A 26563-nucleotide genomic window follows, 5' to 3' on the forward strand; every position below is an offset into this window, starting at 1 on the left:
TAATGATTTTAAATTAAGAATTAATTCAGTATAGTTTATCTTTGAAAAAATCTTTTATGGATAATAAGGAACTATATGTGATGATGAGCATGAAGCAATTATATTTCGCTTTATTAAAGCATAGAGAAATATCAATAAAGGATCTATCAGAGCTTCTCGGATTAGATGAAAGAATATTATATAGTAAGATCAAGGAGTTGGGAAGATATGTTACCATAGTTAATAATAAGATCAAACTAAATGATCCATTATTATTCGCTATTCAACTTCTCAAACAGGGTTATTCATTTAAAGATGTCACTAAATATCTTGATTGGCACGATTTCGAGAAGTTTTCGGCTGAAATACTTGGTGCGCACAAGTATATTGTTAAAACTAATTTTCGCTTGACAAAACCTGTTAGGCTAGAAATAGATGTTATCGGCATAGATCTTGGTAGTGGTAGAGGAATTTTTATCGATTGTAAACACTGGATTCATGGTATTAGTAGGAAAACACTCATGGAGATCGCAGAGAAACATATTCTGCGGATTAAGAAGTTTATAAAATACTATAGTTGGGCTAAGACGAAATGGACATATTTCAGATATCTTAGAAAAATAGTCCCTATAATAGTGACTTTAACAACGCCTTCTATTCGAATGCATGAAAACGTATTAATTGTTTCTATTCAGGAACTAAATTCCACGCTTCTAGACTTAAATATGGTTCTAGATCTATTCGGAATAGAACCTATACCTGTATATTAACAAGTAATAATATAATATTTAGCTATATGCTTATTTTTCCTTGAATAGATAATATATCATATTAGGTAATAGCAAATACTTAGGTGTAGATAATGGCTAGAATAGTTTATCCTGAAGCAAAATATATTAGAGAAATGATAACTGCTCTCGGAAAGCTTGTTGATGAAGTAGCTTTCAAGATCACACCAGAAGCTTTAATTGTTAAAGCAATTGATCCAGCTAGAGTTGCTTTAATAGATATTTATTTGCCTCAAACAGCTTTTCTCGAATATGATGTGTCTGAGGAGGTAGTTGCTGGTTTATCATCTGCGAATCTCTCAAAACTATTAAAGAAAGTGAAGAAAGGAGATAAGTTTGTTATGGATGTAACAGAGGAACAAATAACTATAACTATAGAGTCAACGATAAGAAGAATATATAGGTTTAGAAACCTCGAAGTACCAGTCCCCGAAATACCTGAGGCTAAGCTGGAATTTAATGTAGAAGCTCAATTACTAGTTGATGTAATAAAGCATGCAATCAAAGATGCGGAAACAGTCGGCGATCTATTAGAAATGGAAGCCCCCGATCAAGAAACTCTATATCTACGTGGAAGAGGAGTATCTATGACAGAAACTAAACTTGTAGCTGGAATGCCAGCACTATTAAACCTAGAAGTAAAAGAGCCAAGTAAATCAGTTTACCAACTAGAATATCTTAAACACATAGTAAACCTAACAAAAATAGCTGAACTAGCAATCATAAGGTTCTCTTCTGATATGCCCCTCGAACTAGAATTTAGTCTTAGCGAGGGAAGAGTTAAATACCTACTAGCACCAGCGGCAGTCTAAAATAATAGAATAACAAAACTGGTTAGAATATATTTAAATAAATCCTAAATGGTTTATTGGATATTCTAGTATAATAGTCAGATATTTTATTAATGTATTTACTGCGTATTTTGAATATAATAGTTATTTTTAAATTGGAGCATACATAGTTATGATCGATGCATTTTATCTATTAAAAACAATAATTCTTTATTTATGTAGTTTTTAGATTCTATATTGGGTGAAAATGTGTTATCACGTAGGATAATCGGTGTCCTCATTCTCCTAGCCGTTATCCTATCCACCTCTATATCTCTAATATACGCTAATACACCGACTAATGAGCATACGAGATATGCTGAGAAGGTTGTTATAATAAGTATTGATGCGGCTAGAGCTGATTATACATATATGCTCGCCTCGGAGGGTATATTGCCGGGATTCAAGAGAATAATCGATGAAGGAGTATATGCAAAAGGCATGATTGTAAGTTTTCCATCAGCAACCGCGGTATCGCACGCCGTTATATCTACCGGGGCAGAGCCAGGTATAACTGGTATAACAGGCAACAGTATTCATTTGCCGGGAACAAAGATCTATAAAACGGTGTCAGGATTCGACGGCAGAAACCTTCTTGCCGAACCAATTTGGGTAACACTTGACCGTCAGGGTCTAACAGCCGTTGTAGCCGCTTTTCCACAGAGCACTCCATCTGCTTGGGCCGACAAAGTCAATCGATCAATATTGTTCAATCCATATGATAGCTTTATATGGCCAATATCATATTCAAAACTATATACTACGAATAGTAGTGTGAGCAGGGCATCTATCATAGACTTAGTCGAAGCAACTAATTGGACCAACACTGGAATAATCGGTAATGTGACATCGGCATATGAATCATCCATATATATGGGCGATGATACATGGTATCTATATCTAGCGGACCTCGATGGAGACGGTTACCCCGATAAGTTAGCAATTGTGCCGCATGAAAAAGATCTAAGCAAAGCAGTAACTATTCTTTCAGAGGGAGAGTGGAGCGAACCAATAAATACTACAATAACATATAATGGGAACACATATATTGTAGCACCATTATTCAAAGCGATCAATCTAAGCTTAACAAATTTCAGATTATATAGGAGCCTCATGAGACCTTTCAACGACGACTGGTTTAACAATGAAAACGTAGCATGGGATGTTTGGAACAACGTCGTTGTTAGAACCGGTATGATAACCGATGGTGACTGGTATGCTCTTGTAAATGGATGGATAGATACTGATACATATATGGAAACGGTTCACTATGCAAACGAGTTCTTCAAAGAATTTACACTATATCTTCTCAACCACACTGATTGGGACCTGTTAATGGGTTATACACCGATAGTGGATAATGTATATCATGAGTTTCTAGGACTAGTTGATCCTAGTATGCCCTACTATAATCCATCCGAGGCCGAAAAGTATTGGAATTACATAGTGGAAGCCCATAAATGGGCAGATGAAATTGTAAAGGCAGTGCTAGATAATGTTGATCTAAACAATACTGTTGTAATGGTAGTCTCTGATCACGGACAGTGGCCTGTGAAGAAACTAGTATATATCAACTCGATTCTCGAGCAGGCAGGACTTATCAAAGTAGATGATCAAGGCCATATACTATGGAATGAAACAGTGGCATACTATGTTGGATACAATCAGATATTCGTCAATCTCCAGGGACGTGAAGATGGCGGAATTGTTCCACCCAATGAATACAATGATGTTGTAAACAAGATTATAACGGCTCTTTCAAATGTGAAAGATCCAGATACCGGTGAACCCGTATTTAGCTTAATAATGACAAAGGATGAAGCTAAGTCTCTGGGTCTATATGGTGATCGAGTAGGCGACGTAGTATTTAGTCTAAGACCGGGATATGCTGCATGGGGAGGCTTAAAAGTAGGTACAATCTTTGAAGATGCTGTACCGCTTAAGACAGTGGTGGGATGGCATTCTGACCTCCCATATTATCCACAACTCCACGCAATCTTTGGCGCAATAGGGGCAAACATTGAACATGGTGAATTAGGCTATATACATTCAACAAGCATAGCACCTACTATTACGTATCTTCTAGGAATAGATCCTCCGCTCAACGCTACAGGAGACAGACTACCCATAGTAAAACCTTTAACGAAAACTGTTACACAAACCATAACATCAACCTCCACTGTTACAACAACCAATACTGTGACACAGACCGTTGAGAAAACAGAGACCCAAACCATAACAGAGACTAAAACACATACAACTACAGTGACCGAAACAGCAACACAGACTACAACACGGATCGAAACTACAACTAAAACAATAACGACAACAGCTTATAATACCACAACTGTCAAGACAATCGATGTAGGTGCAACCACAATATATGCCATAATAGCATTGATTGTGGGCCTAGCTATTGGAATGCTAATTTATAGAAGAAAATAGTGATCTAAATAAAAGCCGATATTATTTTTTATTATTTTTTATACTATCATTTTACAATCTTTATTAACTCCTTATCGTTAAGGAAACAGCATCTGACTCGGGTTTTATAGTATCTAAACATATGTTTGTTAATATTGGATACAAGAAAAACAGGTACATTAAGTAAATTAGGGAAAGAAGTAAATACTCTGTTACTAGGTTAATATATGACTTGCAAGAACTCCATTATACATGGTTAATTCTGTCTTGTCAGGGATGGATTAATGAAACATGGAATTAGCTACTCCAGGCTTATGTTAGAAAAGATTTCAAACATAACGAATGAGTTGGAGATACGCGGTATAAGATCGGTTGTGCTAAATGATCTTGCTATATCTTTATATGGAATAATAAAACCAGTTGATGAGATCAGAATACTTGTTGAGGGTAAAGAACTTGATACTATAGCTTATGTTGTAGCTAAAGAATTGGGAATGAGTATTTATCAAAGAGATATTTATAATTCTCTTAGAACACTTGGTAAAGCTGTGATTAATCCAGTCCTTATACCATTGACTATTTTAGAAATTACTCGGAGCCCTATAGATACCGGAATATTAGTCAACAGGATTAGATTTACCTACAAAGAACTATATATCTATGTTCCCCAAATAGAATACTTAATCTGTAAGCTTTTAACATACAATGCTTATCCATATAATATATATGCTTATGCTTTAATGATTGTTCACAAGGAAATCATTGATCGAGGCGTAATTAAAAGATTATTAAAAGATACTAATATAGATCTAGATAAAATTATGGAAAATATTTCGAGAATAAAATCCATAATAGAATTATTTCCAGAACTAAGTAACGAGAATACCTGAAGAATAAACTAAATAAAACACTTTGCTTTATGCTTCTAATATGAGATATGTAATAATTATAGAGAGTAGGGGGTTAATCCAAAATGGCAACTAGTGAGAGATTATTTGAGAAATTAAAGCCGTTATCACCTGGACAAGAGGAAATGAAGAAAGCGTTTATGAATAAAAACTATGAGATCATAGGATTATTTGGGCCTACGGGGTCGGGTAAAAGCTTGTTCAGTGTAGTGTATAGTATCGATGCTGTATTGAATGGTGAGTACTCAAGATTCATATTGTCTAGGCCAATAGTTGATGTTGTAACAGGTAAAGAATTAACAACTGCAGATATTGGGCAACAATACTATGAATTAGCAACGAGTTATCTAAAAGACATATTGACAGGATTCGTTGAATGGGGGATCGTTAAGAACCTGCTTGATTCGGGAAAAATAGTTGTAGCAGACACACATTATCTGAGAGGCAGAACGTTTGATGATTCAATAATATTTCTAGACGATGCTCAGAGCATATCTCCTGAAAGCGCTGTCGAGATCATGATGAGGATTGGGCGGAACAGTAGATTTATCATAGCTGGAGACCCTGTGTTTCAAAAACATCTATCGCAAAGTGATGGAGCATCGATGCTGAGAGAAATTCTTTTAGGAGAAGAAACTGCTAAAGTAATAGATCTTGGATTAAAAGATATTGTTAGACCAGGTGCTAGGAGGGGGATTAGGCTCTTACTAGAAATAAGAATGAGGCGCAGATCTCTCAACGAAGCTGAGAAACAAGTAATTGATTCAGCAAGGCTTCACGCTCCAGACGCTGATATAGTTACAGTTGTAGAATTTATTGATGAAAAGAAAACCTACAATATATTATCAGAAAATGTTCCAGACGCACTAATAATTGTTAAGGAAGGCCATCTAGGAAGAATAATTGGTAGAGGAGGAGAGAGAATAGAAGCTATAGAAGCAGATACAGGATTAAAACTGAGAGCTGTAGAATTAACACTTGACTTTAAACCATTAATAAGAGCTATACATCCAGTAAGCTGGGTATACAAGTTTATAGCAGACGTTGATTTCGCAGGACCCGATCTAGCTGTGAAGGTAGAGACTGATGGATTCGGAGCATTCGTAGGCCAGAAAGGATTCCACGTGAAATTCCTAGATGCAGTAATGAGGAAGTTACTGGGTGTTGGCGTGAAAGCAAAGGAGATCGGTGGTAAACGGAGAAAATAATATAGACTATTTACTTATTTGGATACTATGATTGTTATTGGAAATTATGAAAACTATTATTGTTTTGATGGATTAGTGGAGATCTCTTTTATAAACCCTCCTAACGTAACGGTTAATGGAATGCGGATGAAGGGCTCTAGGTGGTCTTGGTGGAGCCCCGATAACCCCCTCAATGAAGAGAGTGAAAACCCGATCCAAGAGGGGGAAGCCCCTGCAAATACTCATAACATCCAAAATAACCAAAAAATAAAGCACAGACAACCACACCATGCTGGGAGGCTTTGAGCCCTGCTCCTATAACCCCTCACTACATCACTTAAATACGAACCACCATAAAAGTTTCCGTTAATCAACATAAACTACACTATCCATTACATGGATTTGTAGTGGCTATGTTTTATTTTATTATGGTATGGTCTTTGTTATGGTTGGTTATTTGTAATTATGGAGAATAAATTCTTTTATGTGGAAACTGGGTTTACTATAACAATATAAAATAATGTATTGATAGGATAATCTCTAATGTATGGACAGGATGTTTGGTGGGGATGTTATGGTTGAAAATGTAGTATGGTATCATATTGAGGATGTTTTGTCGGATGATTTTATTGGTAAAAAAGTTTGTGTTAGAGGCTGGATTTATCGTAGAAGTGTTGTTGGTGGGAAAGCTTTTGTTAGGGTGAGGGGTTCAACTGGAATTATACAAGTTGTTGTTGATCGGGAGAAGTGTGGGGAAGAAATAGTTAGGATACTTAAGGATATTGGTTTAGAAGCTAGTGTTATGACGTGTGGTGAGCTCGTTAAACAACCACGTGCTCCAGGCGGATACGAGGTTCACGCTGATTGGTTCAGGATAGTTGGTTATAGTAGAGATTTCCCGATCAAGGGTGGTGAGGGGATAGATTATTTATTAGATAATAGGCATCTCTGGATTAGAAGCCGAAAACTAACAGAGATCATGAAGATCAAGCACAGTGTTCTCAAAGCTGGGAGAGAATACTTTGTAGAGAATGATTGGTGGGAAGTAACACCCCCAATACTGACAGCATCAGCTGTTGAGGGAGGAGCTACACTATTCCCCGTTAAATACTTTGATAAAACAGCTTATCTAAGCCAGAGCGCTCAACTATATCTTGAAGCCCTAATATATAGTCTTGAAAAAGTATGGAGCCTCACAACTAGTTTTAGAGCGGAAAAATCACGTACACGTAGACACTTAGCAGAATACTGGCATTTAGAAGCAGAGGCTGCATGGTATAATATGGAGGATATGATGAGGGTAGCTGAAGAACTAGTAGCGTATATTGTTCAATACATTCTAGAACATAATAAGAGACAATTAGAGATTCTAGGCAGAGACCTTAAAATATTGAAGAACTCCGTTGAACCACCATATCCTAGGATACGATATGATGAAGCAATAGAGATTCTACAGAAGAAAGGTGTTAATATTGAGTGGGGAGATGATCTGGGTGCTGATGAGGAGAGAGTTCTTACAATGGAGTTTGACAAACCATTCTTCATAACTCATTTCCCCAAGGAGATTAAAAGCTTCTATATGAAGCTTGATCCAGAAAATGAAAAACTAGCTCTAGGATTCGATCTCTTAGCGCCGGAGGGATATGGTGAAATTATAGGTGGGAGCGAGCGTGAAGACGACTATAATAAATTGCTTAACAGAATAATTGAGCAAGGATATGATCCTGAAGACTACAAATGGTATCTTGATCTCAGAAAATATGGATCAGTACCCCATAGTGGTTTCGGCTTAGGAATCGAGAGACTAGTTATGTGGATAGCTGGGCTAGACCATATTAGAGACGCTACACCATTCCCGAGATTTAGAGGTAGAATTTATCCATAAAAGGTGCTTTTATTGTCTCAGAGTATTGGAGAAGAAATAATAAGTATTCTCCGCAAACACTACAAGTTAAACCTGAAAGAATTCATTGCTCCAAATATTCGTGATAAATCATTGTTTGAATACATTATTGGAGTTATGCTTAGCCAGAATACAAGCGATAAAAACGCTATTCGAGCCTATCTCAACCTTAAAAAGATATATGGAGAAATAACGCCCGAGAAAATCCTCTCTACATCCATAGAAAAATTAGTTGAAGCATTAAAACCTGCTGGAATGTATAATCAAAGAGCTCAACGCATAGTCGAGTTAGCCAAAATATTTACAGAGAGAAACGTTAAGGAGGAGCTTAGAAAACTAGTAGAGGAGGGGAAACTTAGAGAAGCTAGAAAATACCTTGTCAACCTGCCAGGTGTTGGTTTAAAAACAGCTGATGTAGTCTTATTAATGTATTATAAACAACCAGTATTCCCTGTAGACACACATATTCGTAGAGTATCGAAGAGACTGGGATATATTGAAAAGGACAATTATGAAACCATATCCCGTTGGTGGATGAAACAATTAAAACCAAACGAATACCTAGAAGCACACCTCCTCCTAATAACGCATGGTAGAAAAACATGTAAAGCAAGAAAACCATTATGCGATAAATGTCCCATAAACAAGTATTGTAAATACTATTGCAAAACAATCATATAATACTTCATTCTTAATACTATGCATCCTACTGATTATAATACAATGAATCAAACCAATATTGTATTGATAAGTTTGCCTAGAGAGCTTGTAAGTGGATTCAATAAGAGTATAATGATTACTGTTCTCAATAATAATACTGAGATACCTTTACCATATATTTATGCTCCCACTAAGAAGGAACACATAAACTTCACAGTAGACTATTTGCTTATTTGGATATTATGGTTGTTTTGGAAATTGTGGAAATCATGATTGTTTTAATTATTGGGTTCGCTTTATAAATCCTCACTAATATAATGGTTAATGGTTTAAAACTGCAGATGAAGGGCTCAAAGTGGTCTGTGTGGAGCCCCGATAGCCCCCTCAATGAAGGAGTGAAGCCCCAACCCAAGAGGGGGAAGCCCGTGCAGATATCCAAAATTTCCAAAACAACCAAAAAATAAAGCACGGGCAACCACTATACATATAATGGTAGAAAATTATCACATATGAGTTCTGTGGAAGCAAACAACTTGTTGAAAAACATATTAGATGGCGGGATTTCTACTAGTTCCGTAAAACCTGTAAGCATAGATTACAGCTTTCCTGTTAAGAATAAATCTTATGGAATACTTGTAGTTTTACCAAAGAAAAACATGAAACCCTCAAATTCCAGCTACAATGAATGGTTTAATGAAGCACTGAGACAAGGATTTACTCATAGATTAATATATAGATTCGACAACTATATTTTCTTATGTTTACTATAAATTTAATGAATCCAGTGGTTCAGGATATGAATTACCGGTTCTGAGATCCTCTAATAGATCATACGTATTCGATGCATATAGCTTGAAAAATCTATATCCATTATTGTTGTTAGGTTTTTAATGGCTCCTATTATATGTTATTGCCAAGTAGAAGCTGCAAATAATGCTTCAATCACATATTCTAATAGAGTGGTTATCTTTAATGCATTGATTTCATACTTATTATTGCTTGGCTTACCGGCTCTTACAATATTCTTTTCAACTTTACCGATCAGGATCTATATTGGTGAAAAATATTCTGGGAATAACTCTTTCTACAAACAAATATTTGTAGGAGAGAACTAGTTCTATTCTATATTACCTTCACTATAGTTTATCTTGTTTCTGCAATTGTCTTCTATATTATTAGCTTGATCCTTGATCCTTTTACTTATGTAGAGACATACGCTATAGTATCCAATATTACAGTAGTCGGTCTTTTACTGTTTTCAGCTTATGTAAGCATGTATTCTGTCTGGGCTGTTTTAATAAAGAATAGGAGAAAAGCTTTTATGATCGGTTTATCATCTACTATAGTTGTAAGCATTATATCTCTTTTCGTAATGTTTACTATTAATGTATTATTTGGTAGATTTTACTTTTTTAAATGTGATCCTGCTAGTTATGGAATCGAGGTTTTAAACCCGTATACTCAGAGTATTGCAGATGCTAACAGCATATATCTTTCACGTCTAGTAGCCAATATGTTGTGGATAATATTGTTTTTGCAGAGATATTATTATGAACTAGAATCTCAGCGTATCCCATTAGATCTGCTTAAATCTCTCGTTTAAGTATATATTTCCTCTCCAATGGTATCCTAGTGCTTCCCAGTAGCCATCAACATATTTATTTGTGAAAATTATTTTTTCCACCCATTTCGCACTCTTCCATCCATAGAGGTGTGGAATAATTATTCTTGCCGGAAAACCTTGCTCAAGCGGTAATGGTTTACCATTCATTTTCAAGGCTAGAATCGAATTATTAAATACGAAGTCTTCGTAGGGGATAATTGTTGTGTATCCATCAAGAGATACTATATAAACCCATTTCACTCCAGGCTTAATTCTAGCTTCTTCAGCAAACCTTCTCAGAGGAACCCCTGTCCATTCAACATCTTTCACACTCCACCCTGTAACGCAGTGGAAATCTGTTTTAATAGTAATGTGTTCCATTCTAAGAAGGTCTTCATACTTGTATCTAAGCTCTTTTTCTACTTCTCCAGTTATCTTCAAAGACCACTCATTTATTCTTATATAGGGTTGTCCAAGGATACGGTATATTATGAAGCTAGGAATAAATCTTTGACCAGGCGGTGTTTTCCCATATTCTTTAACTGATTTCTCAATAACTGTTTGTTTAGTAAATAAAGTGTTCAGCTTCTCAATTTCTGGAAGACTTGTCTTAGTTTTTTCTATATATTTTTCTCCAATAGTGAAAACTATCATTATTAACTTATTCCTCCTTGTTACCGCTCTTATACCAATATATCCTTTCCTATCCAAGCAGTTCAAATGATAACTATAAATAATAAATTCATCATTTATCGGTTCGTTGTCTACGAATTCTAAACTGCACTCATCATTGTCTAATGTGAAGATGCGGGTTGAATACTCCCATATTAATGGTTTTAGGATAGAATAATTTATTTCATCGTATTCCTTGTTGATAAAGCATTGGATTACCTTCACAATACCCTTCTTATATAAGCCTGGAGAACTTGTGGATATGCAATTCAAATATTTCACCAAAATAAATACTATACTATTAGGAATATTAAGGTAATTAGAGTATTTTTAGTGTTTATAGTTGAAACACCGTATAGTTATGAATTATTATATGGGTGAATATAAGAGGATGATGAGGAGTTTAAAAGAACTAGGAAGTGAGAAGAAGACAACTCTGCTCTCCCTATATATTTACACATTTATCCGTGGCGCTGGTAGAGCTAGTTATATGTTCTTGTATCCTTTATTCCTCATAAGCATAGGGTACTCAACGAAGGATTTGGGTTCGATAGCGACTATTGCTTCTGCTCTTATCATACTTATACTCCCAATTGTAGGCCATCTTGTTGATCTTGGATGGGCAATTGAAGTATTGTTTTTGTCTGGTTTATCTATGTCTTTAGCATTGATATTACCGGTTGTTTATCCGAGTTTTTACTCATTAGTAATATCTTATGCATTAAATATGCTCAGCTTATATCTATGGTCTCCCTCGAGAAATAAGATCATAGGTACTATTATTCCCCAGATATTGCTTGGTAGAGTTTATAGTTTATTTGTGATCTTGTTTAACTCGTCTAGAACCGTAACCCCCTTTATACTGGGCAGATTAACTGAGACAATTGGTTATGGATACTTGATGATTTGGATGGGGATTTTTAGTCTTGCAGGAACAATTATAGTCTATGTGATTCTTATTCTTCGACAAAATATGTTTTCACGTACATCTATTGGAAGAGCCGATATTATTAATAGCTATAAGGTTATGTTCATGTTTGATAAAAGCGTAATAACTATTGTATTATTTGCTTTAATTGATAGTTTTGCTTGGAGGCTTTGGTTTCCATTATTGAATGCTTATTTAAAAGAATATAGGGGGCTTGCTGATCCTATTATTGGTGATTATAACACTGTTATCGGGTTATCTATGTTGGTGACTTCATATTTTGCAGGCGTTATTACGGATAAGATTAAGCCTGTAAAATCCCTTATAACATATGAGTTGATAGGAGCGGCTGGCATTCTCTTAATCAATCTTCCTTATCCATATATTCATTTATCAGCATTACTTATAGGATTCAGCATTGCTTTCTGGGTTTCAGCATATAATACATTAGTCACGATCATGTATGGTATCGAGAAGATAGGTAGATTAAGAGTATTAACTGATTCTGCAAGAAATATTTCATCCATACCAGCACCGCAGATAGGAGGTTATTTAATGTCTATTGATCCACTAATAACATTTATTATGAGCGCACTTCTCATGTTAATTGCTATTATGCCTCTGAGAAAAATAAGAGTGAAAACTAGTTAGTAACTGTGGTGCTACTAGTTGACGAGAGGTAAGCTTCTTAAAAAACTAGCTATAAAGGTGTTGGGCGAGGAAAAGGCGAGGAAAATATGGGGTAGAATAGAGATTATTGGGGATATAGCTATTATACGTGTACCATTTGATATTGATCCCTACGAACTGAAACCATTAGCTGAAACAATAGTTGAGGAGCTAAAATATGTTAAGAGTGTCTGGGCAGGATTACCAGGTGTTAAGGGGCCTTATAGGCTTAGACCGTTTATCCACTTAGCTGGTGAAGATAGAAGTGAAACAATATATAAAGAGCATGGATGCTTATTCAAAATAGACATCACTAAGGTATATGTATCACCTACTCTCAACTACGAACATAAAAGAATAGCACAACTAGTTAAGCCTGGAGAAATAATTACAAACATGTTCGCTGGTGCAGGTTTTTTCAGCATAATCATTGCTCGCTATTCTAAGCCGAAAAAAGTATATAGTATAGATATAAATCCACATGCTTACCGTTACATGGTTGAAAATATAAGGCTTAACAAAGTTGAAGACATAGTTGTGCCTCTTATGGGAGATGCTGCTAAGGTGATCGAAGAAAAACTAGTTAATACAAGTGATAGAGTATTAATGCCTTATCCCGAACTAGCTCTTGACTACTTGGTTTATGCATTAAAAGCTTTAAGGAATAGGAGAGGCTGGATACATATCTACCTACACATTGTAGCAGATAAGAGTTCTTCTCCACTAGATATTGCTGAAAACATTTTAAAAAATAAGCTTCAAGATTTAAGTGTTAAAAAATTCGATATTATGAATAAGAGGATTGTTAGAACGATTGGGCCGAGAAAATACCAAGTAGTATTAGATGTTCATATATATTAGCATCACCAACTCCTAGTGTGTTTGCCCATGCTTTATTATTTGCAGGGGCTTCCCCCTCTTGGGTCGGGTTTTTCACTCTCTTCATCGTGGGGGTTATTGGGGCTCCAAGGAGAAACTCTCACCCCTCAACCCCCACCAATAAAAAGAACACATAAACACCACAAAAACAACCATAATATCCAAACAAGCGAATAGGCTCCTTTAGGTATCTTATTTGTTCTTATGGTAATGGTCTAGCCATGAGGAAAGCGTCTTCTCCGTCGAGATAATAATGGTGGAGTATTTTTATGGTTTTATATCCTAGTTTTTCATAGAGACTTATTGCTGGTTTATTTGTTACTCTAACTTCGAGATATGATTCACTACAATTATATTCCTCATATAAACTTTTCAAAGCATATGCCATTAAGGCGTATCCAAGCCCTTTTCTACGATGTTTTTCTAGAACAGCTATACTAACTATGTGCCCGCTCCTAACTAGGAAGTGTTTAAAGTATCCAGGCTTTGTTTCCACTCGACACATTATGTAACCCACTATTTTTCCTCCAGGCGCTTCTGCTACATAGAATGATTTACCATATTTTATCCATAGTTCTCTGAAGAAGTAGGATGGATAGTTCTCCGGTAATGTGATCATGTTTATTTGTCTCACATCCTCTAGATCCTTTTCCTCAGCATTTCTTATCCTATACCCTTGAGCTCTCTCCTGCAATCTCTTCTTAGCGTTCTCGAATATCTCGTAAATGTTGGGTATATCTTTTTCATTAACACCCCTACTTTTTCGCCACAAGATCAATTCATCGTTCCCCTAGCCAATAATAATTAATCATGCTTATATTGCACAATAAATATTGAATTAAGAATAAGTATTTAAAGCGAATCCTTCCAGCAAAGACTTATCTATATATGAATCTTTTAATAAGTTCGAAATGTTAATTATAATGGAAAAGACAAACACGGTTATAACCCTATATTGTAGATGCGGAAACAATGTAGAACTTATATGAAAAACTTGGTGAGAATCTTGGCAGAGCTCCCCCTGATAGAAGAGTATTCTCCGCTTAGGAATAGAAGAATACTGTTTGGTTTGACTGCTAGTTCCTCTATTTATAGATCAATTGATCTTATAAGGAAACTTATCCGGTTAGGAGCGGAGATAAAAGTAGTCATGACTAGGGAATCCCTTAGCTTAATTACACCTGATCTAGTTGAGTGGGCTATTGGGTCTAAACCATTAATTGAATTCACGGGTAGAGCCGAACACATAGAATTAGCTAATTGGGCTGAAGCATTCATTATAGCCCCCGCTACTCTGAACACTATTTCGAGAATAGCTTATGGAATAGCTGATCAATTGCTTCACTTAACCGCTATAACAATGATGGGGGCTGGTAAAAAATTAGCAATACTGCCAACTATGAATATGAAACTATATAATAGTCCTCAGTACCGTGAAGCAATTAATAAACTAGCTAGTTACAATAATGTCTCCATTATTAATCCATTAATAGAGGAGGGTAAAGCAAAGTTTCCACCAATAAACGATGTTGTCCACTGTATTGATGCACTAGTTAATAGAGGACGTGATCTTGAAGGTAAATATATGCTCATAACAGCTGGGCCCACAATAGAATATATTGATCCAGTAAGAATAATCACAAATAACAGTTCAGGATTAATGGGTGTATTACTTGCAAGAGAAGCGGTTTGTAGGGGGGCAGTAGTCGACTTGGTCCATGGTCCATTAAGGGTGGAGCCACCGTATAATGTTAATAAATATCCTGTTACAACAACTGCTCAAATGGCTAAGACTATTTCAAAGCTTACAAATGAGAAACAATATGATGCAGCAATATTTGCTGCTGCACCATCAGACTACACCGTATTGTCTAGAAGCCATAAAAAGATATCAACACATGAACATGTCAGCTTAGTTGTAAGATTGAAGCAGACCCCTAAAACAATAAAGTATGTGTCTCGAAGTAAGAAGCCAAAACTATTAATTATATTCTCTGCTGAAACAGTGGATAACCATTTAGAACTTGTGGAGAAAGCTAGAAATAAACTATTAGAGTATAATGCTGATCTAGCAATAGCTAATAATGTCAGCATTAGCGGCGTAGGTTTCTCATCAAACTATATTGATGCATGCATCGTCTCTAGTGATAGTCATGAATGCATGGGTGTGATAAGAAAAGAAGTATTGGCGAGAAAGATTATTGATATAGTAAAACAAAATATCTAAGATATATCAAGAACTATTTTACTATTAGCAAGACGTTCTAATCTATTCTTTATCGCAATTAATGCTCTGCTCAATACATGGTTGTTATCGTATCCTTCAAGGATTCTGCGAAGCATGGATCGATCCGCTTTTCTAAGCTTATTAGCTTCCTCTACAAGTATGGGGAGAGCTCTTACAATATTATCAACAATAGTAATATTCGCTGCACGAGCAGTTCTCGATAATGGGTTTAAATCAACAGCTATAACTGTTTTACCCATCCTCCGCAAAGCCTCCGTTCGATCACCATCTTCTAATGGAACAAAAACAACGTCAGCACGCAGTATTCCCCTTGGACTAACCCTCCGCCTCTCACTAAATAATTCGGGAATAGTTGCTGAAGCATCTTCCCCCACACCCAGAACTTCCGTAGCACCATGTTTCCTTAACCAATCAGCAATAGCTTCCTCCCTCTCCCTCGTCCTATAAAACAAGTTAACCTCGATCTTTGCATTCACTATTCTAGCTAGCTTCACTATTTCTGAGGGGACAAGCATAGCTGTATTACCATTTACTGATAAAACAGGGTATTCAGCAAGCAATAAAGCAGCCGCAGCAGCTCTTATAGCTTCATATGCGAAATCATGTGTTTTTTCTCCAAGCAAGTAATCGAAGCACTCGCCCCGCCCATGAGCTATTAATCCTTCTAAAGCAACTATTCCTCTCTTGTATCCCTCAACTATTTTTTCCCGTAACAATAAGCTTTCTCTCCTAGGATGATTAGGAGGTATTCTCAAATCTCACACCATACATGTCTATCCATGTTTTAAACGATAGAAAATACTTGTTTAAATAAGAATATATCTCATCTAACCATTCATTTTCAACCCATAATACTAGTGCTTGTTTTTTACGGAAATAACCAATGATTTTACTTCTATAAGGAGATAATAATTTATCTATATTATCATAGCTGAATATTTTAGAAGTGAAAACATGTGCTTTCACAAAAAATTCTTCAACACTAGGCTTTTCCAATAGCTCATCAATAAGTTTTCTGGCAAGATCATATGTTTCCTTACCTATTCTTTTAAGCATAGAGGGGGTATCTTCTCTGCCTGGAAGAACAGAAACTATGAGATCAACTTTTCTACCCGGATAAATATGTTCAACCACACCTATACCTGGTGGTCCAGGTTTCACTCTAATTTCCAAGCCTCCATAAAACTCAGCTATTACATCTCCGTAACCAGTATTATAGATTACCTCGGCTACATGAGCAGGCCAAGTAGCTTTTTCAATAGTGATATTTTTGACCAACAGAGATGAAAGACTTAAACCAAGTAAGCATGCAGCAGATAATCCAAATCCGTATCCAAGGCTAATAGGTGATTTTTCATCAACAGATAGGTTTACACCTAGTTTTCCACATATGGCTCGGGAATGATCCTTTAATACTTCCTCATTATTTAATAGAATACCACATTTCTCAGTATTTCTCAGCTTAGCTGTTAAGTATAATGCTATATTTATTCCCGCCCCAATACTCCCCGTTGTCAAGGGATTATTTGTTATTATAGGATACCATAATCCAGAAATGTGTAGGGGGATTTTGATAAACAATTATTTTTCAGCCTCGCGGCGTTTACTGAAGAAATAATGTTTTCTCTCAGGAAACACACCGTTCCGTACTTCTTCAGCATATTTCTTAACCGAATCAATCACTATTCTTCTAAGGTCAGCGTATTTCTTCGCAAATGGAGGGATTTCTTCATATATTCCGAGCAAGTCATGGAGAACTAGTACTTGTCCATCACAGTATGGCCCACTACCAATACATATTGTTGGAACAGATACTTCTTTAGTTATTTCCTCAGCTATATCAGCAGCTGTAAATTCTATCACGATCGAGAATACTCCTGCTTTTTCAAGCTCTTTAGCATCTTCAATTATTTTTTCAGCTTCATATTCTTTCACACCTCTCCTCCTATAACCGCCAAGTAATAGGTATCTTTGAGGAGTTAAACCTATATGTCCCATTACAGGAATACCTGCTCTTACAAGTGCTTTTATAACATCAACCATTTCACTTCCACCCTCGATCTTAACGGCTTCAGCTCCTGATTTCAACATTAAACCAGCATTCCTAACAGCTTCCTCAATACTTACTTCGTAGCTTAGGAAAGGCATATCACCAACAATTAATGCTCTAGGCTTAGCTCGAGCAACACTTGAAACATGTAATAGCATCATATCCATTGTTACAGGAATAGTAGATGGTAATCCATGAACAACCATTCCAGCACTATCCCCGACAAGAATGATGTCAACACCTGCTTCATCAACAAGTTTGGCGAATGGATAATCATAAGCTGTTACCATAACGATTTTCTTCTTTCCCTTCATTTTCAATATATCTCTAATTGTTATCTTCTTCAATGATTAACACCTAGTAGTATAATTGATTAGCTAGATTATTATGATTTATTATAATTATTCTTCATATAGGATTCCTCTATTAAGTGAACAATACGTGTTATAACTCCATTAACCGATTTCTCCCCTACATGTTTAGCTATGAATCCATTAATATAATCTATCTCCGTAGGCATATTATTGATTACATCTTGTGCCATACTTGAATAGTTTTCCGAAGTATTCTCTGATCCTCTAAAAATAGTTGTTAGAAGCCTTTCCTTATCAAGTTTGAAACCATGTTTCTCCGCAGCAATAATTAGTTCATCAATTATTTCTTCTGCAAGTATTCTCCCATACCGTGTTAGAACTATTTTGTTCTTAGAACGTGTTATTGCAGTTAATGGATTAATAACAGCATTTACTCCAAGCTTTATCCATCTGTATAAATCTATATTTGATGTTACTCGGAAATCGCATCCTCCCCTATTAAGAATATTCATTAGCTCTAATAACTTAGATGTGAATCCTCTCCTACTTCCCGCGATAATTGTTCTACCGCCATGGTGAACTATATAGTATTTATTTATTCGTTCAGCTCCGATGAACACTACTCCTCCAGCAATGTATCGGTTAAATATTTTTTCTTCAACTAATTCCAAGCTGCCGAAACCGTTTTGTAACATTAAGATTAATGAGTCTTCACTAGTTATCTTATGCATTAAGTTAATTGTGTCTTTGACATTATATGCTTTCACAGTATTTATTATGAATCTGCATTTACCAATAGGTTTTGTATAGTGGACAGGAATTATGGGTACGAGATATTCTTTATCACCATATTTAATTGTTAAGCCTCCATTCTTCATTATTGCTTCGACACTTTCAATGCTTCGATAATATACTGGTATATTAGTTATTCCTCCCCTAAAAGAATAATAAGCTATTATCCCCCCTATGCTTCCTCCTCCAATAACGCATAGATCATAATACTGCAATGTATCCACCTCTTCCTAATTAAATTATGATCAAAACATTTTTAACAAGCTCTAAACAAGTTAGTTCACTTGATTAATCATATAAGATTATCTGTATTATTTCCTCTAGTTCGGAAAGATTCTCGGCAAAAATATATATAACGGGTTCTAAACCATATCCGCCCTTATCCCCTATAATCTGGGGTTTTTCTCTGAGTGCCTTCTCGATGTCTGACCAGAATTCTTCCAGTGTTTTATGTGGTCCAGACTCTGTTACTTTATAGTTTTTGTTGGCGAGTTTATCCAGTATTAGTTTATCATATACAATATTCATTGCGGCTCTATATTTCTCATTATACTTTGTAGCGATGAGTAGGATTCGTGATAAATGCCTGCTACCACCATATATTGGTTCCCCAACAGCTTTGATTCCTCCGCCGACTCTTAGTATTCTGCCGGATAACCCGATTATATCACTTATATCTCTTGGTTTATGTGGAGAAAACACTATGTTGGAGCCGACTTCTGGTATTAGTCTAGATAAGTTGTATTTTGATAACAACGTTGATACAAATGATCTATAATGTTCTATGAATGGATCAACAATTATTGTGTCGCGGCAATAATCTTTTGCACCATGTTTTATCCGGCACAAATACTCCATGGATAACTCGTTTACAATACTGCTCATCAATAGAACTAGTTTTATCTGTTCCTCTTTTAAAGCAGTATATAATATTATGTTTAAATAACTGGTTATTTTATCGAGGTCGAATCCATGAGATAATAGGAGATTATAATAGTACTCTTCAGGTTTACTCAAATACTTATGTACTTGGGGCTGAGTTATTCCTAGTAGTTTAGCTATTCTTCTTTGGCTAAACCCTTCTTTTGAGAGAGAATGAACTAGCAATCCTTTTAGTGGCGGTATAATTATTCTAGCCGCTATTTCCTGAAGTAACAAGATCCTTCAACTATTACTCACGCTTCTTCATATTCTTTTTCATTAGACATTAGTGGTTTTTCAATCTTCCTCTTAATAGTTCTAGAAGCTCCTTCCTCTATTTTAGAAGCTATTCGCTCAGCTAGAGATATTATCTCCTGTAGCGTCATTATTTCTTTGCTGAAGACATCTTCGTAAGCCATCATTTCTTCCAGTATACTAGTGATCTTGTCTAGGTCTCCGAAAACTATTTCTCGGAACACTTTTTTATCTATAGCGTTAAGTGAATCTTTCATAGATAATCTTCTCAGAGTATTTAGGAGTCGCGATGGCTCCATGCTTTTATATTTTATAAGCAACAGTCTTAAACGGGGTTCCTCAGCTTCCTCTACACCACTATATTCGAGGAGAGCTTTTCTAATAGATTCTAGATCGACAAAGCTCCACCATTTCTGAGAGCTACTACTATAGCTTTTCTCTATAAGACCATATTCTTTCTCAAGTATTCTGATAAGATTTGCTGGATTATAGATTATGCCTTGTCTCCTAAGTCTGAAAACGAGGTGTTTAAAACTAAAATCTCCTAGTCTATGATCTATTCCTGGATCGAGAGCTATATCGATAGCTGTTCTCAGAACTATGTATCCCTTATCTCCATAATTGCTTAGAAACTCCAGCGTCCTCAGCTTGATAAGGTCGCTCATATCTAGGAAACCCACCATTTCTACTAGTGTGGGTAGGAATATATTAATTCTCCGGTTATATGATATGTTAAGTATTAGATTATGATTCGAACAACTAGGTAATACTGGGCTGTATGCATTGAGTGATTATAGGCTCCAAGTAATTGATCTACATAAGATCTATAATAATAAAGTATATGCTGTTAAAGGAATAAGTTTCAATATTAAACCAGGCGAAATATTTGGATTAATAGGTCCTAATGGAGCAGGAAAAACAACAACACTCCGAATAATAGCTGGCTTATTAAAACCTACAAGGGGAAAAGTATTATTTGAAGGAGTAAACCTGCATGAAAACATAGATATAGCTAAGAAAAATATAAGCTATCTTCCCGAAGAAGCAGGGGTTTATTCTAGGTTAACAGGTTATGAACACTTAAAACTATATGCTATGCTCTACGAAGTAGAAGACATAGAGGAAATGATCAAATATGGTGCTGAACTTAGTGGTTTAGAAGATAAATTAAGAGAGAGAGCTGAAACATATAGTAAAGGTATGAAGCGCAGACTACTGCTAGCTCTAGTATTGATGAGGAAACCGGCTATGGCCATACTTGATGAGCCAACTAGTGGATTAGACGTCTACGCATCTGTAAAAGTTAGGCAGATGATAAAGGAATATGTTAAAGAAACAAATTCATCGGTATTGCTCAGTAGTCATAATATGTTAGAAGTTGAATACCTATGTGATAGAGTCGCATTTATTTATCAAGGCAAAATATTTGTTGAAGGAACACCGAAGGAGATAAAAGATCTATATGGTGCTGATAACTTAGAAGAAGCATTCGTAAAAGCAGTAGAGGAAACCAGGAAATGAGGACCACATATTTTATAAGAGTACTTATGTGGAAAGAACTCACAGACCTAATTAGGGATAGGAAAACATTGTTTACAAGCATACTTCTACCATTAATAATGCTTCCCCTAATCGGATTACTAGGCGTAGCACTAGTTACACAACAACCAGTTCTAATAGCAATAATTGATCTTGATAATTCGAGTTATCATAATGACTACTTAAATATAACATATAATTCATCATGGGTCGTCTCTAATCTAACCAATGTCTTATCTCGTTATGGATACAACTATACTATTTCCAGTAATGAAAGCATAGTTAAGAATCCAAAAATAGACTTAGCAGTTGTTATACCGGAGGGTTTCGCTAAAAACTCCACATTACTAAATACTACTGCTAGAATAATTATTTATAGGAAAGCAGGTGTTCAAGCAGCTGAGAGAGCTGAAGCAACTGTTAATGGTGTCATATATTATTTATCCATAAGGTTATCTGATGAAAAGATCAATTCATTGTCTAGAATACTAAATATTACAATTGTACCACAAGCTCTTAGAAACCCTATACAAACCAGGACTGAAGTTGTCACAATAACCGGTGTTCCAGCACAACCAGGATTCGAATTAAAAGCTACCTTTGCAAGAATACTTGTTTTAGCCCTTAGCTTCGTGGTGACTCCAGCTGCATCATACGTTATAGATGGTATAGTTGGTGAGAGGGAGAGAAAAACCATGGAACTACTTATATCGAGCCCTGCCCCCCTTAATTCAATTATTTATTCTAAAATGATTGCTGCTACAATTCTTGGGTTAATAACGGCTGTTGCTGATGCTTTGGGATTAGTAGCTTATATGTTCTTATTGAGTATTGCTTCAGGAGTTGGTCTTGGCTTAATAGTTGATCCTATGCTTTTACTAATACATTCCATAACGGCTTTCTTCACAATATTAGCAACTATAACTATAGCATTACCCTTCATTACTAGAACCAAGGGTATACGGAGTGCATCAAATATTGCTGGAATAGTGACAACTATTGGGATAGTATTCTTCTTTACAGGCTTCTTCGTAGACTATATAAGGCTTCCTTCAGAGATACTTTATCCATTATATATAGTTCCATATGTTCATAGCATACTAGTTATACAATCATATATGCTCGGATATGTTTTGAGATCAATTATTCATATAAGTGTATTAGCAATTGTTAGCATAGGATTACTAGTATTAGCTACAAAAACGATCAATACAGAAAAACTATTAATCGCTCAGTCCTAGGATAAATAAGAAGATGATGAGCCCAGGCGAAGCAGAGCTTTTGAGGCTATGACGTATTCAGCCTTAACTGATCATACCTACACATAAGAATAAATTGATCCATATATCTATTCTGAGATAAAGATTTATACTTAAAAGATAAAGTATAAATTTTAAAAGGTGACTCTATATTGAGTAGGAGGGCATTCTATAGAATAATACTTTATAGTGGCGAAAACGGAGAACTTGAACCAGTAAAAATTGCTCAACAATTAGGACTCCAATTAAACACTGTAAAGAAATACTTGAAAACACTTGAGAAGGAAGAACTAGTTAGAAGAATAGATGATAAAAGATATCAATTAACAAGTAAGGGGTTAAAACTCAAGAAAAGTATAGAGAGACTCAAAGAAATAAAAACACCAGAACCATACATAATTACTAATCCATCAACAGGCGAGCCCCTCCAATTAACTGTTAGAGATTATAAACAATTATATGCTGTAATAGAGTATGGTCTAGCTCCAAGAAATATTTTAGAAGAACACTTAAAGAGAGGATATTTCTTGGAATGGATAAAAAATGTTTTCAACGATGAATTCTTAGTTGAACTAATTAATGAAGGAAGGATAACAACAATAGATGATCTGAAAAACTATTTAAAAGAAATAATAGGTTTACTAACGAAATAGAATCATATCGTTGATGTGAAACAATGATAAATCAAACAATCTTAGCAAGTAAGTTAGAAAAGTTTTTACCCAATATTAGATGGTGGCCTTGGAAAGGAGTCTCTAAAAGTATATTTTTTAACTATTATAAAGAATGCGACGACATAATCTTATCCATTATAAAAGCTAACGAGCACGGGTTCTATTTGCCATTAAAAATTGCTGATACAAAACCTGATCTTCCAGCTAATAGATATTTTTTAATAAATAATAAGTATCTGTATGAAGCTGAGTTTTCGAGAGATTATATTGAGAAATTAAAGAAGATAGAGGATATTAGTATTAGGGAATACGAAAAACTAGTAGGTAAAGTAACAAAGGCATACCCGCTCACACTAGATACAACCAATATAGTTGCTATACATGAATTAGAGTATGGAGATAAAGTAGTAGTGAAGAGTTATAGACTTATCCCTAGAATCAATATGGAACCTTTAATTCTAATGAAACTAGCTGAGAAAAGATTCAAGAATATTCCGAAGCTTTATCAAGTCTTCATATTAAAGGATATAGTAGTATCTCTGGTAGTAGAGTATGTTAAAGGTATAGGAGATGGCGGTTATCCATTCTATATAGCTTATAAGAAACTTTTAGAATCAGGTAAAAGAAGAGAACCACTAGGGTACAGGCTTGGCTTAGCAAGTAAGCTCGGAATAATTATAGCGGATATGCATAAGAAGCTAAACGATAAATTCAGCACAGACTTTTTCGGCTTAGAAAAAATAAGTAATGAAGATATTGAAAGATGGATTAAAAGAATAGATTCGAGATATAAAGAAATATTAAAGATACTAAGCGATTTAGAGAGCAAGGCTGATAAGAAACGCGATATTAGAAGATATAGTTTCTGGAGAGAAGTTCTCGAAGAAAAAGCCTACTCAATAATTGAAGATGCTAAGACGCGTATGGAACTTTTCAGAGATAGTAATAAAGGGAGGATCCACCAAGATCTTCACTTAGCACAAATGATATATTCCGTGGAGAACGAAGACTTCATAATTACGGATTTCGAGGGAGAGCCTGGACGTAGCGATGATGAAAGAGTTGAGAAAGAACCGTTTCTCAGAGATATCGCCACTATGATCCGTAGTTTCCAATATCTTGCCTTCATGACCTATTTAGAAGTTAAGGGTAAAAGTATAGAGCAAGTAGCTAAGAAGCTGTTGAGGAACGATGTTACTTGGGAATGGCGTATGAGACATAGTCTTAGCATGTTGTTATCATATTTAGCATCTACACAGAAACCCAATATTCACGGTATTAATACGCAGTTATTAATAGAACAATACAATCAACTACTTATGCCTTGGCTTGTTGAGAGAGCGCTATATGAGATCATGTATGAAGCTATGTACAGGCCTGAATGGATACCTGTCCCATTGATCGGCTTATTAAATCCAGCAATACCAACGTTGCCTCTCAAATAACATATTATCTTAAAAAACAATATATTTCATTAGAAAATATTGATTGGTGAAAGTTTTGAGCGATATTGTATTCATGTTTGAAGTGCATCAACCATATAGACTTGATAGAAACGCATATAATAAACTACTCGAAAAAGCTCTACGAGGAAGACTTGAGCCACATGATCTTGAAGACGCTATTTTCGATAATGGACTGAACAAATTAGTGATAGAAAGAGCTTCTACAAAATGCTATATTCCAGCAACTAAGATAATATTGGAAAACATAAAGAGATATGCTAATAGTAATAAACCATTTAAAGTCGCTTATTCTATTAGTGGTGTTTTCATAGAACAAGTTAGGATGTGGAAGCCTGAAGTAATAGATCTATTTATGGAGCTACGTGAAACAGGTATGGTGGAATTTGTTGAGCAAACATATTATCATAGCATGGCTGCTTTCATGCCTTTAAAGGACTGGTCTGAGTTGAGAGAGCAAATACTTGAGCACCGCAGAGCTATGAAGGAATTATTCGATTATGAACCTAAGAGCATAGAGAATACTGAGTTCTCATACAATAATGATATTGCTTGGCTATTCTCCTCTATGGGATACAAAGTTGTATTAACTGAGGGTGTTGACTGGGTTCTCGGATGGAGATCGCCTAATTATGTTTATAGAGCATATGGTAGTGATATCAAGGTTTTAACGAGAAATTATAGGTTAAGCGATGATATAGGTTATAGGTTTAGCGATAGAAACTGGGATCAATACCCATTAACAGCGGATAAGTATGCATCATGGCTAGCTGCAACTCCTGGAGACGTAATATTTCTCGCAATGGATTATGAGACTTTCGGAGAACATCACTGGCCAGAAACCGGGATACACGAGTTCTTGAGATGGTTGCCGGGAGAGATATTGAAGTATAATCACTTATATACTTCGACTCCAAGCGAGGTAGTAGATAAGTATCCTGCTAGAGACATCATAGATGTTCCACCATGGAATACGATTAGTTGGGCTGATGAACGAGATCTAAGTGCTTGGCTAGGAAATCATATGCAGAGAAACGCGTTCAAGATCCTTGTTGATCTAAGGCCTTATGTGAAAGCATTAGATGAGCCCGAGATTACCCGTATCTGGAAGCTTCTAACAATAAGTGATCACCTATACTATATTGCCACAAAGTTTGGAAGCATAGAACAAGTACACAGTTATTTCTCGCCATACAAGAACGCACCAGATGCTTATGCAATATATGTTCAAGCCCTAAGTCTTCTAGCAGGATTAATAGCGGAGAAAATAGAGCAGAAAAAATATGATGTGGCAAGAAAACTAGTACTACCAATGAATAAGGCGTTCTACTTCTATAAACCAACAGGAGAATATACAGGATATAGTGCAACCAATATAAAGGAATTCCTAGAAATAATTAGTAAAGCCCCAGCAGAATCAATACTATATCATTTAAAAAGAGGAGATTTCCAAGCATGGCTAAGAAGCATATTCGGTTTAGACGAAATAGCTGACGAACTAGACAAGATATCTTCTCAACCATTATCAGCTGAGGAAGCTCGGAAAGCCGTCTCAGATATAATAAGAAAATTTCTGAGCAGTACATAAATCATAGAATCCAAGAGGATTATCTTAGAA

Annotated in this window: 27 protein-coding genes; 19 read left to right on the plus strand and 8 right to left on the minus strand. The window is 35.6% G+C overall.

Annotation, left to right across the window (positions count from 1 at the left end; genetic code table 11):
• Window positions 1-89: 89 nt before the first annotated feature.
• The 11 genes from SMAR_RS07095 to SMAR_RS07145 all read left to right on the plus strand — a co-directional run bounded on the left by SMAR_RS07095 (window position 90) and on the right by SMAR_RS07145 (window position 10282).
• Entirely contained in the window at window positions 90-749 is a 660-nt protein-coding gene (locus SMAR_RS07095; protein ID WP_011839649.1) for a PDDEXK family nuclease, read from the plus strand.
• A 92-nt stretch (window positions 750-841) separates the two neighbouring features.
• On the plus strand, window positions 842-1579 hold the full coding sequence (locus tag SMAR_RS07100) for a DNA polymerase sliding clamp (RefSeq protein WP_011839650.1): 738 nt from the start codon (window positions 842-844) through the stop codon (window positions 1577-1579).
• Window positions 1580-1807: 228 nt separating this feature from the next.
• Complete coding sequence (locus SMAR_RS07105; protein ID WP_011839651.1) at window positions 1808-4042, plus strand: alkaline phosphatase family protein; 2235 nt, start codon at window positions 1808-1810, stop codon at window positions 4040-4042.
• Between the two features lie 263 nt (window positions 4043-4305).
• Window positions 4306-4911 carry a hypothetical protein gene (locus SMAR_RS07110; protein ID WP_011839652.1) on the plus strand — a complete coding sequence of 202 codons (606 nt, stop codon included), beginning with the start codon at window positions 4306-4308 and terminating at the stop codon, window positions 4909-4911.
• Between the two features lie 83 nt (window positions 4912-4994).
• The gene (locus tag SMAR_RS07115) at window positions 4995-6137 is read left to right on the plus strand and encodes a PhoH family protein (protein WP_011839653.1); all 1143 of its coding nucleotides are present in this window, start codon (window positions 4995-4997) and stop codon (window positions 6135-6137) included.
• A 553-nt stretch (window positions 6138-6690) separates the two neighbouring features.
• Window positions 6691-8001 (plus strand): asparagine--tRNA ligase, encoded by a 1311-nt coding sequence (gene asnS, locus SMAR_RS07125; RefSeq protein WP_011839655.1) that lies wholly within the window; start codon window positions 6691-6693, stop codon window positions 7999-8001.
• Window positions 8002-8013: 12 nt separating this feature from the next.
• The gene (locus SMAR_RS07130; protein ID WP_011839656.1) at window positions 8014-8700 is read left to right on the plus strand and encodes an endonuclease III domain-containing protein; all 687 of its coding nucleotides are present in this window, start codon (window positions 8014-8016) and stop codon (window positions 8698-8700) included.
• A gap of 72 nt (window positions 8701-8772) precedes the next feature.
• Window positions 8773-8952, plus strand: a complete 180-nt coding sequence (locus tag SMAR_RS08445; protein ID WP_148676776.1) for a hypothetical protein — start codon at window positions 8773-8775, stop codon at window positions 8950-8952.
• Window positions 8953-9188: 236 nt separating this feature from the next.
• Window positions 9189-9449 carry a hypothetical protein gene (locus SMAR_RS07135; protein ID WP_011839657.1) on the plus strand — a complete coding sequence of 87 codons (261 nt, stop codon included), beginning with the start codon at window positions 9189-9191 and terminating at the stop codon, window positions 9447-9449.
• A 120-nt stretch (window positions 9450-9569) separates the two neighbouring features.
• A complete protein-coding gene (locus SMAR_RS07140) occupies window positions 9570-9794 on the plus strand; it encodes a hypothetical protein (protein WP_052833863.1) in 225 nt (74 codons plus the stop codon).
• Window positions 9795-9952: 158 nt separating this feature from the next.
• Window positions 9953-10282 carry a hypothetical protein gene (locus tag SMAR_RS07145; protein WP_148676777.1) on the plus strand — a complete coding sequence of 110 codons (330 nt, stop codon included), beginning with the start codon at window positions 9953-9955 and terminating at the stop codon, window positions 10280-10282.
• Here SMAR_RS07145 and SMAR_RS07150 read toward each other — a convergent pair.
• On the minus strand, window positions 10256-11227 hold the full coding sequence (locus SMAR_RS07150; protein WP_011839659.1) for a sulfite oxidase-like oxidoreductase: 972 nt from the start codon (window positions 11225-11227) through the stop codon (window positions 10256-10258). The two genes, SMAR_RS07145 and SMAR_RS07150, sit on opposite strands and share 27 nt — an antisense overlap.
• A gap of 118 nt (window positions 11228-11345) precedes the next feature.
• Between SMAR_RS07150 and SMAR_RS07155 the strand changes: the two genes are divergently transcribed.
• Both SMAR_RS07155 and SMAR_RS07160 read left to right on the plus strand, forming a co-directional pair.
• Complete coding sequence (locus tag SMAR_RS07155) at window positions 11346-12533, plus strand: MFS transporter (protein WP_011839660.1); 1188 nt, start codon at window positions 11346-11348, stop codon at window positions 12531-12533.
• Between the two features lie 18 nt (window positions 12534-12551).
• The gene (locus tag SMAR_RS07160; protein ID WP_011839661.1) at window positions 12552-13412 is read left to right on the plus strand and encodes a class I SAM-dependent methyltransferase; all 861 of its coding nucleotides are present in this window, start codon (window positions 12552-12554) and stop codon (window positions 13410-13412) included.
• A gap of 220 nt (window positions 13413-13632) precedes the next feature.
• Here the strand turns inward: SMAR_RS07160 and SMAR_RS07165 are convergent, their stop codons facing one another.
• Window positions 13633-14208 carry a GNAT family N-acetyltransferase gene (locus SMAR_RS07165; protein ID WP_011839662.1) on the minus strand — a complete coding sequence of 192 codons (576 nt, stop codon included), beginning with the start codon at window positions 14206-14208 and terminating at the stop codon, window positions 13633-13635.
• Between the two features lie 219 nt (window positions 14209-14427).
• Between SMAR_RS07165 and coaBC the strand changes: the two genes are divergently transcribed.
• Complete coding sequence (gene coaBC / locus SMAR_RS07170) at window positions 14428-15657, plus strand: bifunctional phosphopantothenoylcysteine decarboxylase/phosphopantothenate--cysteine ligase CoaBC (protein WP_244372525.1); 1230 nt, start codon at window positions 14428-14430, stop codon at window positions 15655-15657.
• On the opposite strand, the gene SMAR_RS07175 is transcribed toward coaBC, so the two are convergent.
• From SMAR_RS07175 to SMAR_RS07200, 6 genes are all read right to left on the minus strand, one after another.
• Entirely contained in the window at window positions 15654-16433 is a 780-nt protein-coding gene (locus SMAR_RS07175; RefSeq protein ID WP_011839664.1) for a 4-phosphopantoate--beta-alanine ligase, read from the minus strand. The two genes, coaBC and SMAR_RS07175, sit on opposite strands and share 4 nt — an antisense overlap.
• Window positions 16417-17259, minus strand: a complete 843-nt coding sequence (locus SMAR_RS07180) for a pantoate kinase (protein WP_011839665.1) — start codon at window positions 17257-17259, stop codon at window positions 16417-16419. Before SMAR_RS07180 ends, SMAR_RS07175 begins: the two co-directional genes overlap by 17 nt.
• Window positions 17260-18075, minus strand: a complete 816-nt coding sequence (gene panB, locus SMAR_RS07185) for a 3-methyl-2-oxobutanoate hydroxymethyltransferase (protein WP_011839666.1) — start codon at window positions 18073-18075, stop codon at window positions 17260-17262.
• A 38-nt stretch (window positions 18076-18113) separates the two neighbouring features.
• On the minus strand, window positions 18114-19049 hold the full coding sequence (locus tag SMAR_RS07190; RefSeq protein ID WP_011839667.1) for a ketopantoate reductase family protein: 936 nt from the start codon (window positions 19047-19049) through the stop codon (window positions 18114-18116).
• 73 nt (window positions 19050-19122) lie between these two features.
• Window positions 19123-19992, minus strand: coding sequence for a thiamine-phosphate synthase family protein (locus SMAR_RS07195; protein ID WP_011839668.1), 870 nt, complete (start codon window positions 19990-19992; stop codon window positions 19123-19125).
• A gap of 17 nt (window positions 19993-20009) precedes the next feature.
• Entirely contained in the window at window positions 20010-20675 is a 666-nt protein-coding gene (locus tag SMAR_RS07200; RefSeq protein ID WP_011839669.1) for a hypothetical protein, read from the minus strand.
• A gap of 118 nt (window positions 20676-20793) precedes the next feature.
• Between SMAR_RS07200 and SMAR_RS07205 the strand changes: the two genes are divergently transcribed.
• The 5 genes from SMAR_RS07205 (at window position 20794) to SMAR_RS07225 (ending at window position 26533) form a co-directional block, all read left to right on the plus strand.
• Window positions 20794-21531 (plus strand): ABC transporter ATP-binding protein, encoded by a 738-nt coding sequence (locus SMAR_RS07205; protein WP_011839670.1) that lies wholly within the window; start codon window positions 20794-20796, stop codon window positions 21529-21531.
• Entirely contained in the window at window positions 21528-22790 is a 1263-nt protein-coding gene (locus SMAR_RS07210; protein ID WP_011839671.1) for an ABC transporter permease, read from the plus strand. Before SMAR_RS07205 ends, SMAR_RS07210 begins: the two co-directional genes overlap by 4 nt.
• A 170-nt stretch (window positions 22791-22960) precedes the next feature.
• Window positions 22961-23461 (plus strand): winged helix-turn-helix domain-containing protein, encoded by a 501-nt coding sequence (locus SMAR_RS07215; protein ID WP_011839672.1) that lies wholly within the window; start codon window positions 22961-22963, stop codon window positions 23459-23461.
• 23 nt (window positions 23462-23484) lie between these two features.
• On the plus strand, window positions 23485-24927 hold the full coding sequence (locus SMAR_RS07220; protein ID WP_011839673.1) for a hypothetical protein: 1443 nt from the start codon (window positions 23485-23487) through the stop codon (window positions 24925-24927).
• Between the two features lie 55 nt (window positions 24928-24982).
• Window positions 24983-26533: a DUF5752 family protein gene (locus tag SMAR_RS07225; RefSeq protein ID WP_011839674.1), complete on the plus strand. Its 1551-nt coding sequence runs from the start codon at window positions 24983-24985 to the stop codon at window positions 26531-26533.
• Window positions 26534-26563 lie beyond the last annotated feature (30 nt).

It is taken from the genome of Staphylothermus marinus F1 (assembly GCF_000015945.1).
GTDB lineage: Archaea > Thermoproteota > Thermoprotei_A > Sulfolobales > Desulfurococcaceae > Staphylothermus > Staphylothermus marinus.

Bases quoted from the DNA above. Each gene is read 5' to 3' on its own strand.
- SMAR_RS07095 (WP_011839649.1), top strand. From the start codon at position 90: ATGAAGCAATTATATTTCGCTTTATTAAAGCATAGAGAAATATCAATA.
- SMAR_RS07100 (WP_011839650.1), top strand. From the start codon at position 842: ATGGCTAGAATAGTTTATCCTGAAGCAAAATATATTAGAGAAATGATA.
- SMAR_RS07110 (WP_011839652.1), top strand. From the start codon at position 4,306: ATGAAACATGGAATTAGCTACTCCAGGCTTATGTTAGAAAAGATTTCA.
- SMAR_RS07115 (WP_011839653.1), top strand. From the start codon at position 4,995: ATGGCAACTAGTGAGAGATTATTTGAGAAATTAAAGCCGTTATCACCT.
- asnS (WP_011839655.1), top strand. From the start codon at position 6,691: ATGGTTGAAAATGTAGTATGGTATCATATTGAGGATGTTTTGTCGGAT.
- SMAR_RS07135 (WP_011839657.1), top strand. From the start codon at position 9,189: ATGAGTTCTGTGGAAGCAAACAACTTGTTGAAAAACATATTAGATGGC.
- SMAR_RS07140 (WP_052833863.1), top strand. From the start codon at position 9,570: ATGGCTCCTATTATATGTTATTGCCAAGTAGAAGCTGCAAATAATGCT.
- SMAR_RS07145 (WP_148676777.1), top strand. From the start codon at position 9,953: ATGTATTCTGTCTGGGCTGTTTTAATAAAGAATAGGAGAAAAGCTTTT.
- SMAR_RS07155 (WP_011839660.1), top strand. From the start codon at position 11,346: ATGATGAGGAGTTTAAAAGAACTAGGAAGTGAGAAGAAGACAACTCTG.
- SMAR_RS07200 (WP_011839669.1), bottom strand. From the start codon at position 20,675: ATGAGCGACCTTATCAAGCTGAGGACGCTGGAGTTTCTAAGCAATTAT.
- SMAR_RS07210 (WP_011839671.1), top strand. From the start codon at position 21,528: ATGAGGACCACATATTTTATAAGAGTACTTATGTGGAAAGAACTCACA.
- SMAR_RS07220 (WP_011839673.1), top strand. From the start codon at position 23,485: ATGATAAATCAAACAATCTTAGCAAGTAAGTTAGAAAAGTTTTTACCC.